11 protein-coding genes are annotated in these 14,087 nt (G+C 58.2%); 9 read left to right on the top strand and 2 right to left on the bottom strand.

All coding sequences use genetic code 11. From position 1 onward, the window contains the following. Positions 1–205 precede the first annotated feature (205 nt). Positions 206–1,117, top strand: coding sequence for an AAA family ATPase (locus tag ACVBAU_RS12240; protein WP_138923072.1), 912 nt, complete (start codon positions 206–208; stop codon positions 1,115–1,117). 76 nt (positions 1,118–1,193) lie between these two features. After that, a complete protein-coding gene (locus tag ACVBAU_RS12235; RefSeq protein WP_335744185.1) occupies positions 1,194–2,450 on the top strand; it encodes a vWA domain-containing protein in 1,257 nt (418 codons plus the stop codon). 3 nt (positions 2,451–2,453) lie between these two features. On the opposite strand, the gene purL is transcribed toward ACVBAU_RS12235, so the two are convergent. Together purL and ACVBAU_RS12225 are read right to left on the bottom strand one after the other, a co-directional pair. Next, a complete protein-coding gene (gene purL / locus ACVBAU_RS12230; RefSeq protein WP_138923074.1) occupies positions 2,454–4,613 on the bottom strand; it encodes a phosphoribosylformylglycinamidine synthase subunit PurL in 2,160 nt (719 codons plus the stop codon). A gap of 252 nt (positions 4,614–4,865) precedes the next feature. Continuing rightward, entirely contained in the window at positions 4,866–5,771 is a 906-nt protein-coding gene (locus ACVBAU_RS12225) for a LysR family transcriptional regulator (protein ID WP_138923075.1), read from the bottom strand. Between the two features lie 262 nt (positions 5,772–6,033). Between ACVBAU_RS12225 and ACVBAU_RS12220 the strand changes: the two genes are divergently transcribed. From ACVBAU_RS12220 to ACVBAU_RS12190, 7 genes are all read left to right on the top strand, one after another. After that, the gene (locus tag ACVBAU_RS12220; RefSeq protein WP_448326618.1) at positions 6,034–9,450 is read left to right on the top strand and encodes an indolepyruvate ferredoxin oxidoreductase family protein; all 3,417 of its coding nucleotides are present in this window, start codon (positions 6,034–6,036) and stop codon (positions 9,448–9,450) included. A 100-nt stretch (positions 9,451–9,550) separates the two neighbouring features. Continuing rightward, positions 9,551–10,420, top strand: coding sequence for a lysophospholipid acyltransferase family protein (locus ACVBAU_RS12215; protein WP_448328983.1), 870 nt, complete (start codon positions 9,551–9,553; stop codon positions 10,418–10,420). 12 nt (positions 10,421–10,432) lie between these two features. Next, the gene (locus ACVBAU_RS12210) at positions 10,433–11,242 is read left to right on the top strand and encodes a glutamate racemase (RefSeq protein ID WP_138923077.1); all 810 of its coding nucleotides are present in this window, start codon (positions 10,433–10,435) and stop codon (positions 11,240–11,242) included. A 36-nt stretch (positions 11,243–11,278) separates the two neighbouring features. After that, entirely contained in the window at positions 11,279–12,307 is a 1,029-nt protein-coding gene (gene argC, locus ACVBAU_RS12205; RefSeq protein WP_448326616.1) for an N-acetyl-gamma-glutamyl-phosphate reductase, read from the top strand. Positions 12,308–12,313: 6 nt separating this feature from the next. Continuing rightward, positions 12,314–12,757 carry a cytochrome c maturation protein CcmE gene (gene ccmE / locus ACVBAU_RS12200; protein WP_138923079.1) on the top strand — a complete coding sequence of 148 codons (444 nt, stop codon included), beginning with the start codon at positions 12,314–12,316 and terminating at the stop codon, positions 12,755–12,757. Positions 12,758–12,836: 79 nt separating this feature from the next. Beyond that, positions 12,837–13,448 carry a holin-associated N-acetylmuramidase gene (locus ACVBAU_RS12195; protein ID WP_448326614.1) on the top strand — a complete coding sequence of 204 codons (612 nt, stop codon included), beginning with the start codon at positions 12,837–12,839 and terminating at the stop codon, positions 13,446–13,448. Further along, positions 13,439–14,014 (top strand): holin family protein, encoded by a 576-nt coding sequence (locus ACVBAU_RS12190; RefSeq protein ID WP_448326612.1) that lies wholly within the window; start codon positions 13,439–13,441, stop codon positions 14,012–14,014. Before ACVBAU_RS12195 ends, ACVBAU_RS12190 begins: the two co-directional genes overlap by 10 nt. The last annotated feature ends 73 nt before the right edge of the window (positions 14,015–14,087 follow it).

Genomic DNA, 14,087 nt, shown 5'->3' with positions numbered 1-14,087 from the left:
CGTCCTCAATCGTAAATGGGCCAAGGAACCCTAGGCTTTGGTATGAGGTATCGGCGCATTAAGGCAAAAATGCGGAGATTTAAGGCATATTTATAGCACATTGTGTGGTGCATCCAAGGCAAAGTCTCGTGCCTCCGACGCGCTTGGCCCTTGACCGCGCCGGATCAGAATGCACCACTCGTGCCAGCCAAAACGGGAGAACGCCATGCAACTGCCCCCTTCGATTGATGCCGTGCAAGAGCTGCTTGCGGGGCAGGGCTATGTCTGCGGCCGTCCGCTGGCGACAGTCGTCTTCCTGAGCCTTACGTTAGGCCGCCCGCTATTTCTGGAAGGCGAAGCGGGCGTCGGCAAGACAGAGATCGCCAAAGCGCTTGCCCTTGCGCTGAACCGCAAACTGATCCGGCTGCAATGCTACGAAGGTCTGGATGCTTCGACAGCCGTCTACGAATGGAACTTTCCGGCACAGATGGTCGCCATCCGAACGGCGGAGGCGACGGGCGATACGTCGCGACGTCAGCTTACCACCGAATTGTTCAGCGATGATTTCCTGATTGAACGGCCCTTGCTCGAGGCGATGCGCCCAGACGATCGGGGTGCGCCGATCTTGTTGATTGATGAGCTTGACCGCACGGACGCCCCCTTTGAGGCATTCTTGCTTGAAGCGCTCAGCGATTTTCAGGTCACGATCCCCGAGCTTGGCACGATCAAGGCCCCCGAACCACCAATCGTGATCCTGACGTCTAATCGCACGCGAGAGGTGCATGATGCGCTTAAACGCAGGTGCCTTTACCACTGGGTCGATTATCCAGACTTCACCCGCGAGATGGAGATTTTGGCCGCCCGCGCCCCCGAAGCCTCCAGCGCGCTCAGCCGCGAGGTGGTGGCCTTTGTTCAGCAGTTGCGCACTGAAGATCTGTTCAAGAAACCCGGCGTGGCCGAAACAATCGACTGGGCAAAATGCTTGCTTGCACTGGATGTGATCAACCTGAGCCCCGAAACCATCGCCGACACGCTCGGCGCTATTCTGAAATACCAAGATGACATCGCCAAGTTGCAAGGTTCTGAAGCGAAACGGATTCTGGATCAAGCCAAAGCCAGTCTGGACCCATCCAGTTGAGCCGCGCCACTGCTTCCAAATGGACAAAAATCCTCGGGGGTCCGGGGGCTGACAGCCCCCGGTGGGCAACTGCCTGATGGAACATCTGCCATTAGAGCTGCCGGATAATCCGAAACTTGCGGGCAACATCACGCATTTCGCCCGTGCACTGCGGCGTGCCGGACTGCCTATCGGCCCCGGGCGCGTAATCGACGCGATCCGCGCGGTCGAAGTGGCGGGGTTCACGGACAAGATCGATTTCTACTGGACGCTGCACGCCTGTTTCGTGAACCGTCCCGAACACCGGATCATCTTTGCGCAGCTCTTTCGTTTGTACTGGCGCGATCCGCGGTATCTGGAACATATGATGGCGGCGATGTTGCCGGCGATCCGTGGCGTACAGGAAGACCGCCCTGCTCAAGCCGCCGAGAAACGTGCCGCCGAAGCCCTGCTGGACGGTGCCGAAGCGCCCGAACGCGAAGAAGACGGCCCCGACGATGATCGCGAGACAGAGATCAAGGTCGACGCGAGCCTCACGATGTCCTCGCGCGAACGTCTGCGCAGTCTTGATTTTGAATTGATGAGCCTCGCCGAGGTGGCTGAGGCCAAGAAGATGCTGGCGCGGTTGAGCCTGCCGGTTAAACCCATGCCCTCGCGCCGCGCCATGACTTCCCCGAGGGGGCGGATTGACGCGGCGCGCACCCTGCGGGCGGCTCTGCGGCGCGGCGGCGAGATGCACAAGCTGGCATTTAAGACCCCACGCCCCCGCTATCCTAATCTGGTGGTGCTTTGCGATATATCCGGCTCGATGAGCCAGTATTCCCGCATGGTGCTGCATTTCCTGCATGCGGTGAGCAATGCCAAGGGCGCGGGATGGGCGCAGGTACATGCCTTTACCTTCGGGACGCGGTTGACCAATATCACGCGCCATCTGGCCACCCGCGATGTGGATGCCGCGCTGAAGGCGGCAGGGGCACAGGCGCAGGATTGGGAAGGCGGTACCCGTATAGGCGCAAGCATAGAGGCGTTTAACCGCGATTGGTCGCGGCGGGTCATGGGGCAGGGTGCGGTTGTGCTGCTGATCACTGACGGGTTGGACCGCGACGCGCCCGACGATCTGGCGCGGCAGATGCAGCGCCTGCACCTGTCAGCGCGGCGGCTGATCTGGTTGAACCCGTTGTTGCGGTGGGACGGTTTTGCGCCCAAGGCGGCGGGCATTCGCGCAATGCTGCCCTATGTTGACAGTTTTCGCGCCGGCCATTCGATTGCCTCGCTCGAGGAGCTGGCAGAGGTGATTTCCCGCCCCGATGACAGGGGCGAGAAAACGCGTTTGATGGGTCTGATCGACCGTTAGGGCTTAGGCAAAGGTGGCTGCAAAGGCCCCGCGGTAGGTCGCCGACAAATCTGCCAGCGGCGCTTTGACACCACCAAAGTTCACTTGGTCGCCGCCGAATTTCCCGACGCTTTCGAGATGCAGACCGGCGCTTTGGGCCGCGACCATCAAGGCTTCGGCTTGGTCGAAGTTGCACGCAATCAGGTAGCGCGCCTGATCCTCGCCAAACAGAACCTGTGTATCGGCGGAATCCAGGGTGACCCCGACGCCAGCTTCCTCGGCCAGCTCGAACGCGGCAAGCGCGAGGCCACCGTCTGACAGGTCGGTACAGGCTTTGATCAGCGCGCGGTTGGCACGGATGAATTCACCGTGGGCTTTTTCTAAGGCCAGATCGACATGGGGCGCATCGCCGTCGCGACGGTTGAAGACTTCGAGCAGCAGGGCAGATTGCCCGATGTGCCCTTCGGTGGCACCCAGAACCAAAGCGACATGGCCGTCACGGACCTCTTTGCCGATGATCTCGTCTGTGTGTTTCAGCAGGCCGACTGCGCCGATGGTGGGCGTTGGCAGGATGCCTTTGCCGTCGGTTTCATTGTACAGCGATACGTTGCCCGACACGATGGGCATATCCAGCGCGGAAACTGCCTCGCCGATGCCTTTCAGCGCGCCGACGAACTGGCCCATGATCTCGGGCTTTTCGGGGTTGCCGAAGTTCAGGTTGTCGGTGGTGGCAAGGGGCAGGGCCCCGACGGCACAAAGGTTACGGTAGGCTTCGGCCACGGCCTGTTTGCCGCCCTCGACAGGGTTCGCCTTGACGTAGCGCGGCGTCACATCCGAGGTGAACGCTATGGCTTTGTCTGTGCCATGGATGCGCACGATACCCGACCCCAGACCCGGGGTGCGGGCGCTGTCGCCCATAACCATCGTATCATATTGTTCATAGACCCACGCTTTGGATGCGTAGTTCGGGCTGGAGATCAGCGCGTGCAGCCCGTCGATGGGATCAATGCCCGGCACATCCGACAGTGGTTCGGCTGCGGGTGTCTCTACGTAGGGGCGGTCATATTCGGGGGCGTTGCCCGACAGCGCCTTGAGCGGCAGGTCGGCTTTGACCTCGCCATTGTGCACGATCAAGAAACGGTCTTCGGCGATTGTTTCGCCCACGATAGCAAAGTCGAGGTCCCATTTGTCAAAGACGGCTTTCGCCTCGGCTTCGAGTTCGGGGCGCAGGACCATCAGCATACGTTCCTGGGATTCCGACAGCATCATTTCATAGGCGGTCATGGCATGTTCGCGGGTCGGGACCTTTTCGAGGTCCAGACGTACACCAAGGTTGCCCTTGTCGCCCATTTCCACGGCAGAGCAGGTCAGACCCGCCGCACCCATATCCTGAATGGAGATTACAGCACCGGTCGCCATCAGCTCAAGCGTGGCTTCCATCAGGCGCTTTTCGGTAAAGGGGTCGCCGACCTGAACGGTGGGGCGTTTGTCTTCGATGGTGTCGTCAAATTCAGCCGAAGCCATTGTCGCGCCGCCGACGCCATCGCGGCCGGTTTTCGCGCCGAGATACACAACAGGCATGCCGACGCCGGAAGCGGCGGAGTAGAAAATCTTGTCTGTGTCGGCCAGACCGGCAGCAAAAGCGTTCACAAGGCAGTTGCCGTCATAGGCGGTGTCAAACCGAACCTCGCCCCCCACAGTTGGAACGCCAAAGCAGTTACCATAGCCGCCAACGCCTGCAACGACGCCATGCACCAGTTGACGGGTCTTGCGATGCTCAGGCGAGCCAAAGCTAAGCGAATTCATCGCCGCAATAGGACGCGCGCCCATGGTGAAGACATCCCGCAGGATGCCGCCCACGCCAGTCGCGGCCCCTTGGTAGGGTTCGATATAGGACGGGTGGTTATGGCTTTCCATTTTGAAAACCAGCGCCTGGCCGTCGCCGATATCGACGATACCCGCGTTTTCGCCCGGTCCGCAGATCACCTGAGGGCCCTCGGTCGGCAGCGTGCGCAGCCATTTCTTTGACGACTTGTAGGAACAGTGTTCGTTCCACATGGCCGAAAAGATGCCCAGTTCGGTAAATGTGGGTTCGCGCCCGATGATGTCCAGAATACGCTGATATTCATCGGCGTTGATGCCGTGGCTCGAAATCAGTTCTTGCGTGATGGCTGGTTCGGTCATGATGCGCGTTTTCCCCTAGCAATATGCCACACCTCTTAGATCAAGCGCAGCGCGGGGAAAAGACCTAAGGCGGGAGAAGAGCGTCAGCCAAAAAAAAGGCCGAGCACGAAGCTCGGCCGAGTCCAACAGGGAGGTATGAAGAAGCGGCACGGAGCCGCTCGTCTTCATACCGCCCAATTATGCGGCGCGAGTGCGTGGATCAAGGCTGGAATCGTTAATCTATGACATGCCCGATATGCGGTTTTCGCATAGCTAGCGGGATTCCTTCTCACGCAGCAGTTTGCGGTGGGTGATGATCTCGTCTTGGACAAAATCCTTGAACGCCGCGACCCGTTTGGACGAGCGCAGTTCTTCGGGGTAGGCAAGGAACACAGGTACATCAGCCGACTCGGTCTCGGGGAGCACCTGCACGAGGTCGGGGAAGTCTTGGATCAGGTAGTCAGGCAGAACCCCGATCCCGAGGTTGTTGATGACCGCTTGGAGCACACCAAAGTAGTTGTTTACCGTCAGCATCGAACGCACGTCATGCATCATAAGCTGCTGGATCAGGTTCAGGCCCGCGTGCACCTGGTTGCTGTCTGTATTCTGGCAGATCAGGCGGTGGTCCGACATATCTTCAAGCCGCTGCGGGGTGCCGTTCGCCTCGAGATAGGCGGGTGAGGCGTACATGCACATCTTGATCATCATCAGCTTTTTGCGCACCAGATCGGCCTGCGACGGTTCTTTCATGCGGATGGCTACATCGGCTTCACGCATAGGAAGGTCCAGCACGCGCTCTTCCAGCATCAGGTCGACTTTGAGGTCGGGGTATTTTTCGTAAAGCTTGGGCAGGCGAGGTGCCAGCCATAAGGTGCCAAAGCCGGTTGTCGTGGTGACGCGCAGTTCGCCAAAGACCTCTTCTTCGCTGTCGCGGATGCGCGCCGCAGCGGTATCGAGCCGTTTCGACATGGCGACTGTGGCATCAAACAGCAGCTCGCCTTGTTCCGTGAGGATCAGCCCGCGCGCATGGCGGTGGAACAGGTTGGTATTCAACTGCTCTTCCAACCCGCGGATCTGGCGGCTGACCGCAGATTGCGACAGGTTCAGCTTGTCCCCCGCATGGGTCAAGCTGCCGGCATCCGCAACGGCGTGAAATATTCTGAGCTTGTCCCAATCCATGAGGGCCACCTTTTGTGATGTGCGCGCTGTTCGCAAGAGCAGCCATCTTTGCGCGGATTACGGTTTAAAAACAACCCTCCGACAGGGGGCATCGGGACATATACGTTTATCTTATCACGGATAGATCGGGTCAGTGTGCAAAAGATCAAGGGCGCGCGTCCGGTGCATTGTTATATTGGGGCGGACACAACGCTAGACAGGTCAGCTTTTGTGACCTAGTGTGAAGCCATAGCTATTGATTGCACGTAGGGGAGGACGCGCTATGGGTACGCAAAAAATTTCACTAACTGACCGGTATGACCTTGAGAAATCGCCAGTGTTGCTGAACGGCACACAAGCGTTGGTGCGCATGATGATGATGCAGGCCGCAAGGGACAAAACCGCAGGTCTAAACACCGCGGGCTATGTGACCGGATACCGCGGGTCGCCCTTGGGGGCCGTGGACTTGCAGATGGAGCGCGCCGCCAAGTCGCTGACCGCGCATAACGTCGTGTTCGAGCCGGGCCTGAACGAAGATCTTGCCGCTACCGCCCTTTGGGGCAGTCAGCAGGCAGAGCTGCGCGGCGAAGGCAAGTACGACGGTGTCTTTGGCCTGTGGTACGGTAAAGGCCCGGGGGTGGACCGTTCCGGTGATGTGATGCGCCATGCCAATATGGCAGGCTCGTCCACACATGGTGGTGTGCTGATGGCTATGGGGGATGACCACACGGGTGAATCCTCTACCGTGTTGCACCAGTCCGAGTGGGCGATGGTGGATGCCTATATGCCCGTTGTCAGCCCTGCCGGTGTGCAAGAGATCCTTGATTACGGTATTTATGGATGGGCGCTAAGTCGGTTTAGCGGGCTATGGGTCGGTCTCAAGACGATGAAAGATACCGTAGAGGCAACATCGGTGGTGAATGGCGACCCGAATAGGATGAAGCTGGTCACGCCGCAGTTTGATATGCCCGACGGGGGGCTCAATATTCGTCTGCAAGATACGCCGCACCTGCAAGAGGCGCGGATGATTGACTATAAACGATATGCCGCCGAAGCGTTCAGCCATGCCAACAAGATGGACAAACGCATGTGGGGCAAGCGCGGGGCCAAAATCGGCATCGTGGCTGCGGGTAAGAACTGGCTGGATGTGATCCACGCTATGAGCCTGCTCAACATCGACGAAAACGAAGCCGAGCGTCTGGGCCTCACACTCTACAAGATCGGTCAGACTTTCCCACTGGATATGAAGGGCTTCCATTCCTGGGCTGAAGGGCTTGATCTGGTCATTGTCGTCGAAGAAAAGCGCAAGCTGATCGAAGTGCAGATCAAAGAGGCCTTGTTCTCGGATACGCATCGTCGGGTCTATGGCTGGCACAAAGGCGGTGGTGCCGGGATGGAGCATGGCGAAGAGCTGTTCCCCACCCGTGGCGCGCTGGACCCGATCTGGATCGCCGAAAAGCTGGGGGGCATCTTTATCGAGGAAGGCCGGAATACCGATGGCATCAAGGCCGGTATGGAAGCGCTGGATACCGCACGACGTGCCGATAACGCCGAAGACATTGCCGCGCGTGTGCCGTACTTCTGTTCAGGCTGTCCACATAACTCATCAACCAAGCTCCCAGAAGGGAGCCGCGCCTATGCCGGGATCGGTTGCCACTATATGGTGCAATGGATGGACCGCGAGACGACGGGCTTTACCCATATGGGGGGCGAAGGGGCGAACTGGATCGGTGAGTCCAAGTTCTCAACGCGCGAGCATGTGTTCCAGAACCTCGGGGACGGGACATACAACCACTCGGGCAATCTGGCGATCCGTGCGGCCATCGCGGCCAAGACGAACATTACCTACAAGATCCTGTACAACGATGCTGTTGCGATGACAGGTGGCCAGCATAACGAAGGCGATCTGGACGCGCCGCGTATCGTGGCAGAGATCAAGGCCATGGGCGTCAAGAATATCGCTGTGGTCTATGACGAAAAAGAGGATGTGGATCAAAAGGCCTTTGGCGACGTGCCCATGTACGAGCGTGCCGATCTACAAACCGTGCAAGAGAACTTCGCAAAGCTTAAGGGCGTCAGCGCAATCGTCTATATCCAGACCTGTGCCGCCGAAAAACGTCGTCGACGCAAGCGGGGGCTGTTCCCCGATCCCGACAAGCGCGTGTTCATCAACACGGATGTCTGCGAAGGCTGTGGGGACTGTGGTGTGCAGTCGAACTGCGTCTCTATCGTGCCCGAAGAAACCGAACTGGGACGCAAGCGGGCGATTGATCAATCGTCATGCAACAAGGATTTTTCTTGCGTGAATGGCTTTTGCCCGTCGTTCGTGACACTTGAAGGGGCCAAGATCCGTAAGGACCCTACAACCGAGGTCAAAATCCCCGACCTGCCCATGCCAAAGCTGCCTGCCATCAACGGGACGCATAACGTGGTGATCACCGGAGTCGGTGGTACCGGGGTCGTAACGATCGGCGCTGTGCTGGCGCAAGCGGCACAGATTGACGGCAAGGGCGCTGGGATGATGGAAATGGCGGGGCTGGCCCAAAAGGGCGGGGCCGTGCACATCCATTGCCGTATTGCGAACCGACCCGAAGACATCAGCGCCATTCGCGTGGCAACGGGCGAGGCGGATGCGTTGATCGGGGGGGACCTTGTTGTCTCTGCCGGCACAAAGACACTTGGCCTGACGCGCGCTGGGCGGACGGGGGCGGTTGTGAACTCGCACCAGATCATCACGGGGGAATTTACCCGCGATACTGAATTCCAGATGCCCTATGACCGGCTGACCCTCGCACTAGAGGCGCGGTTGAAAGATGATGTGGCGCTGTTTGATGCGTCCGATTTGGCCAAGGCAACGCTGGGGGATTCGATCTATTCAAACATGATGATCTTTGGCGCGGCGTGGCAGCAAGGGTTGATCCCGCTCTCGCTTGATAGTTTGCAACAGGCGATCACGCTGAACGGCGCGGCGGTTGAACGAAACCTGCGTGCGTTCGAAATTGGCCGTTGGGCGGTGTTGCACCCCGAAGACGCCAAGCGTGTAATGACGCCAAATGTCGTCGCGCTGCCAAAAACCTTGGACGAAAAAATCGCCTTCCGGAAAGACCACCTGACGGCCTATCAGGGCAAGGGTTTGGCGAAACGCTATGGCGCAATGGTGGACGAGATCACGGATGACCGCCTGAAGGAGGCCATGGCGTTGGGCTATCACAAGCTCTTGTCTTACAAGGACGAATACGAGGTCGCACGCCTGTTGAAATCCACCCGTGCCAAAGTGGCAGAGGCGTTTGACGGTGACCCCAAGATGACCTTTAACCTCGCACCGCCCATCATGTCGAAAACCGGCGCTGATGGCCGCCCGATGAAACGGACCTTTGGCGCATGGATGGAGGGACCGTTCAAGCTGCTGTCGCGCATGAAGTTCCTGCGCGGCACGCCGTTTGATCCTTTTGGCCGCACCGAAGAACGCCGGATGGAACGGTCCTTGATCACCCAGTATGAAGCCGACATGAAGGACGTATTGCCCCAGCTGACCGAAGCGACGCATGACGCGATTGTCGCTCTGGCCGAACTCCCCCTGCAAATCCGCGGCTTTGGCCCGGTAAAGCAGGCGAATGAGTCCAAGGCCGCCAAGCGCCGCGAGGAACTGCTGGCGGTGATCCGGTCAGGGGGCACGCAAACGTCGCGCGCGGCAGAATAGGGCGGCTGTAACGCGCCTGTCATGAAGCGCTGCTAGAGGACAAGGCAGGACCCTTGAAAAGGAACTGATCTTGACCCTCCAGCAGCGTGACCTCAAACCGATGACAGCGCGTGACATCAGCTATGCCTATTCCGCCAAGTCGCGTCCTGCGCGTGCATTTATCCGGCTGATGGAAAACAGCACAGGCCGTCTGGGGCTGATGAAACGTGCCATCGGCTATGAAGATGACATGTCGCACGGCATGGGGTTCTTTGACGTGATGGTCCAGCGCTATGGGCTGACGCTTAAGGTGGTGGGCGGCAGCCTGTCGAACATCCCCACCACTGGCCCTATCATCGCGTTGGCGAACCATCCCTATGGTATTCTTGACGGATTGATGCTTGGTCACATGCTGTCGCGCAGCCGAGGCGAATTCAAGATAATGGCCCATTCGGTATTCAACCGCGCGCCGAACCTGAACCGCCATCTGCTGCCGATCAGCTTTGATGAGGATAAGGCGGCGCTGGCGCTGAACTTGCGCACCCGCAAGACCGCGCTGGACTATCTGGGACAGGGCGGTGCTATCGGGGTTTTTCCGGGCGGTACCGTCAGCACCGGGGCGCGACCCTTCTCACGTCCGATGGATCCGGGCTGGCGCGGTTTCACGGCGCGTATGATTGGCAAGTCGAATGCGACCGTGGTGCCGATCTATTTCGATGGGCACACCAGTCGGATGTTCCAGATTGCGAGCCACTTTCATCACACCCTGCGCATGGGGTTGTTGATCAAAGAATTCCGGAAACGGGTCGATACGCCTGTGCGCGTAGTCATCGGCGAACCCATCGGCAGGAATGTGCTGGACCCGATGGCAAAGGACGCAAAAGCTATGATGGATTTCCTGCGCAAAGCGACGTATGAGTTGTCACCAGAGCCCGCAAAATCCTTTGATCTGGGGTTTGAATTTGAAGATCGGCATCGCGCCGACAGATGACGGTAAGGTGTTATGGCAGTTGGTATTTTCGATTCTGGTCTTGGCGGGCTGACCGTGTGGGATGCCGTTCAGGCGCAGTTGCCCGACGTGGATTTCGTGTATTTGGCTGATAGCGCCCATGCCCCATACGGCGTGCGCAATGCCGACGACATTTACAACCTGACGACAGCGGCCACCCAGCGGCTGTTTGATGCGGGGTGCGATCTGGTGATTCTTGCATGCAACACCGCCTCTGCGGCCGCGTTGCGCCGTATGCAAGAAGGGTGGGTCCCGTCAGGCAAGCGCGTCTTGGGTGTTTTCGTGCCGCTGATTGAGTCGATGACCGAGCGCCAGTGGGGTGATAATTCCCCCCCGCGCGAGGTCGATCTGAAACATGTGGCGCTGTTTGCGACGCCCGCGACAGTTGCCAGCCGTGCGTTCCAACGCGAACTGGCGTTTCGGGCGATTGGTGTCGATGTCGAAGCGCAGGCCTGTGGCGGTGTCGTCGATGCGATCGAAGACGGTGATTTCATCCTCGCCGAGGCCTTGGTACGCAGCCATGTGGACGCGCTAAAGCGCAAAATGCCTGCGCCAGAGGCCGCGATTTTGGGCTGCACTCATTATCCGCTGATGCAGGAAACCTTTCAGGATGCGCTTGGCCCCGATGTCAAAGTGTTCAGCCAAGCCAATTTGGTCGCGCATAGCCTGGGCGATTACCTGCAACGTCACCCCAATATGTTGGGCACGGGCGAGGCCGCCTTCTTGACCACGGGCGACCCCAAAAAAGTCAGCAGCCGTGCAACGCAATTCTTGCGACGACCGTTGACCTTCCAAGCGGCCTAACACGTATTTGCTAACACTTTCCAAACGGAACCCGACATGACCCATAACATCGCCATTCTTGGTGCTTCCGGCTATACCGGCGCAGAACTTATCCGGCTGATCGCTGGCCATTCATCGATGCAGATCAAAGCCTTGGGGGCGAACTCTAAGGCGGGGCAAACAATAGCAGAGGTGTTTCCACACCTGCGCCACATGGATCTGCCCGCCTTGGTCACCATCGACGAGATCGATTTTTCACAGATCGATCTGTGCTTTTGTGCGCTGCCGCATAAAACCAGCCAAGAGGTCATCGCGAACCTGCCCAAAGACCTCAAGATCGTTGACCTTTCGGCCGATTTCCGGCTGCGCGATCCTGAAGCCTATGCCAAGTGGTACGGCAATCCCCATGCCGCGCTAGAGCAGCAGAAAGAGGCGGTCTACGGGCTGACCGAATTCTACCGCGAAGAAATCAAATCCGCGCGTTTGGTTGCCGGCACCGGATGTAATGCCGCCACTGGTCAGTTCGCCCTGCGCCCCTTGATCGAGAAGGGCGTGATCGATCTAGACGATATTATTCTGGACTTGAAATGCGCGGTCTCTGGTGCGGGGCGTTCTTTAAAGGAGAATTTGCTGCACGCAGAGCTGTCCGAGGGGTACCACGCCTATGCATTGGGGGGCACGCATCGGCATTTGGGAGAATTCGATCAGGAGTTTTCAGCCATCGCGGGCCGTCCGGTCAAAGTACAGTTTACCCCGCATCTGTTGCCGGCCAACCGCGGTATTCTCGCGACCGTCTACGTTAAAGGTGAGGCGCAGAAAATCCACCAGACGTTGTCCGATGCCTATGACGCCGAGCCTTTTATCGAGGTGCTTCCGTTTGGCGAAGCCCCGAGCACTCGTCATGTTCGCGGGTCGAACTTTTGCCATATCGGCGTGGTGGCTGATCGGATTGAAGGGCGCGCAATTGTGGTCGCAGCACTTGATAATTTGACCAAGGGCTCAAGCGGGCAGGCGTTGCAAAACGCCAATCTGATGCTAGGTATTGACGAGGTCGAGGGGCTGATGATGGCCCCGCTATTTCCCTGAGGTCTCATGAAAAGTCTTAAAAAGCAGCGACGTATTCAGGTTATCGGTGTCGCAGTGGTGGCGCTTGTGCTGTCTACCGCGCTGATTGGATACGCCATGCGTGACGGGATCAACTTTTTCCGCGCGCCCAGTCAGGTGATCGCAGAGCCGCCCGCCGCGACAGAGGTGTTTCGTATCGGCGGGCTGGTCGAGGAAGGCAGTCTTGTGCGCGGCGATGGCCTGATCATCCGCTTTTCCGTGACCGATGGCGGCGCGACTGTTCCTGTGACCTACAGCGGTGTGCTGCCCGATCTTTTCGAGGAGAACCAGGGTATGGTCGGTACGGGAAGATACATCAACGGAACGTTCGAAGCGACTGAAATCCTTGCTAAACATGATGAAAACTACATGCCAAAAGAAGTCGTGGACGCATTGAAAGAGCAGGGCGTCTACGTGGCCCCCGAGGGCTGATGCGTACGGCGATGCCGGAATTAATTAACATCTGAACAGCCATTCTTGCAGGGACAAAACTGTAAGAAGGGCCGATTTGATGCAAACTGTTGAAGAAATTGCCAATTCCATCGTTGCGCGCGAAGGGGGCTTCGTAAATGATCCAGATGATCCGGGTGGGGCGACCAAACATGGTGTCACTATCCATACAATGCGCCGTTTGGGGCTGGATTTAAATCGCGATGGCACGGTGAATGTTGCAGATGTTCAAGCGCTTAGCCAAGCTCAGGCGACCGAGATTTTCATCACACATTATTTCCACAAACCCAAAATCGCACAGTTGCCCGAACCGTTGCAGCCGTCTGTATTCGATATGTACGTGAACGCTGGCGGCAATGCAGTGAAAATTCTTCAGCGATTGTTAAGGGATATGGGGTTTGATGTGGCTATAGATGGTGTGCTTGGGCCGCAGACTTTGGGTGCGGCGGGCCACGCTTATGCTCAAGCTCCGGCACAGTTTGTGAACGCCTATGCTGTGGCGCGCCGCAATTATTATTTTGGGCTGGCCGATCAGCGACCGGCAAGTCGCAAATACGCCCGCACGCGGGCTGGCATGAAAGGGGGATGGATCAAACGCGCAGAGGAATTTATGTCCCCGCAGTATCATTTGAGCCCGCGTGACTTTAACGAAAGGGTCGCAGCATGGCGTTGATTGATAAGGCTTTGGGCCTCGTTTTTGGTGATGGTCGGAATGTTTTGCGGGATACGGTCGAAGTATTCCGCCAGAATGCCGAAAATACCGCTGCGCGTGATGCGGCCGCGCTAGAGCAGGCGATGGTGCAGTTTGCGGCTGAGTTCAGCGTAGCGCCGGTGGGGCGCTTCGATCGCGTTATGAATGGTGTGAATCGTTTTCCACGACCGGCCTTAGCGCTTGGAACGTTAGGATTGTTTGTTGCGGCAATGGTCGACCCGGTTTGGTTTGCCAGTCGTATGCAAGGGGTGGCGATGGTGCCCGAACCGTTGTGGTGGTTACTAGGCGCTGTGGTATCGTTCTACTTTGGCGCGCGGCATCAGGTGAAAACGCAAGAGTTCCAACACTCTATCGCGCGTACCATCGCGCAGACACCGGCGGTAATACGGAACATCGAACACCTGAACGCGCTGCAAACTGGTGAGGGACAAATGGAGACCGAAGACGTTGTCCCATTTGCGTCAAAGGTGGCTCCGGGTGAATCTGACAACGCTGCACTGGACGATTGGCGCAAGGCTGCGGCCTAAGGCGCGCCCTGCGACGCTTTGCTGCGCACACTGACGTGATTTCGGTGTGAATTCCCATGGCAAGGCACCGCGC

The organism is Sulfitobacter sp. M13, from assembly GCF_053474885.1.
Note: the sequence above shows the minus strand (reverse complement) of the source record. Positions and strands in the feature narration are given on the sequence as shown.

Bases quoted from the DNA above. Each gene is read 5' to 3' on its own strand.
- ACVBAU_RS12240 (WP_138923072.1), top strand. From the start codon at position 206: ATGCAACTGCCCCCTTCGATTGATGCCGTGCAAGAGCTGCTTGCGGGG.
- ACVBAU_RS12235 (WP_335744185.1), top strand. From the start codon at position 1,194: ATGGAACATCTGCCATTAGAGCTGCCGGATAATCCGAAACTTGCGGGC.
- purL (WP_138923074.1), bottom strand. From the start codon at position 4,613: ATGACCGAACCAGCCATCACGCAAGAACTGATTTCGAGCCACGGCATC.
- ACVBAU_RS12225 (WP_138923075.1), bottom strand. From the start codon at position 5,771: ATGGATTGGGACAAGCTCAGAATATTTCACGCCGTTGCGGATGCCGGC.
- ACVBAU_RS12220 (WP_448326618.1), top strand. From the start codon at position 6,034: ATGGGTACGCAAAAAATTTCACTAACTGACCGGTATGACCTTGAGAAA.
- ACVBAU_RS12215 (WP_448328983.1), top strand. From the start codon at position 9,551: ATGACAGCGCGTGACATCAGCTATGCCTATTCCGCCAAGTCGCGTCCT.
- ACVBAU_RS12210 (WP_138923077.1), top strand. From the start codon at position 10,433: ATGGCAGTTGGTATTTTCGATTCTGGTCTTGGCGGGCTGACCGTGTGG.
- argC (WP_448326616.1), top strand. From the start codon at position 11,279: ATGACCCATAACATCGCCATTCTTGGTGCTTCCGGCTATACCGGCGCA.
- ccmE (WP_138923079.1), top strand. From the start codon at position 12,314: ATGAAAAGTCTTAAAAAGCAGCGACGTATTCAGGTTATCGGTGTCGCA.
- ACVBAU_RS12195 (WP_448326614.1), top strand. From the start codon at position 12,837: ATGCAAACTGTTGAAGAAATTGCCAATTCCATCGTTGCGCGCGAAGGG.
- ACVBAU_RS12190 (WP_448326612.1), top strand. From the start codon at position 13,439: ATGGCGTTGATTGATAAGGCTTTGGGCCTCGTTTTTGGTGATGGTCGG.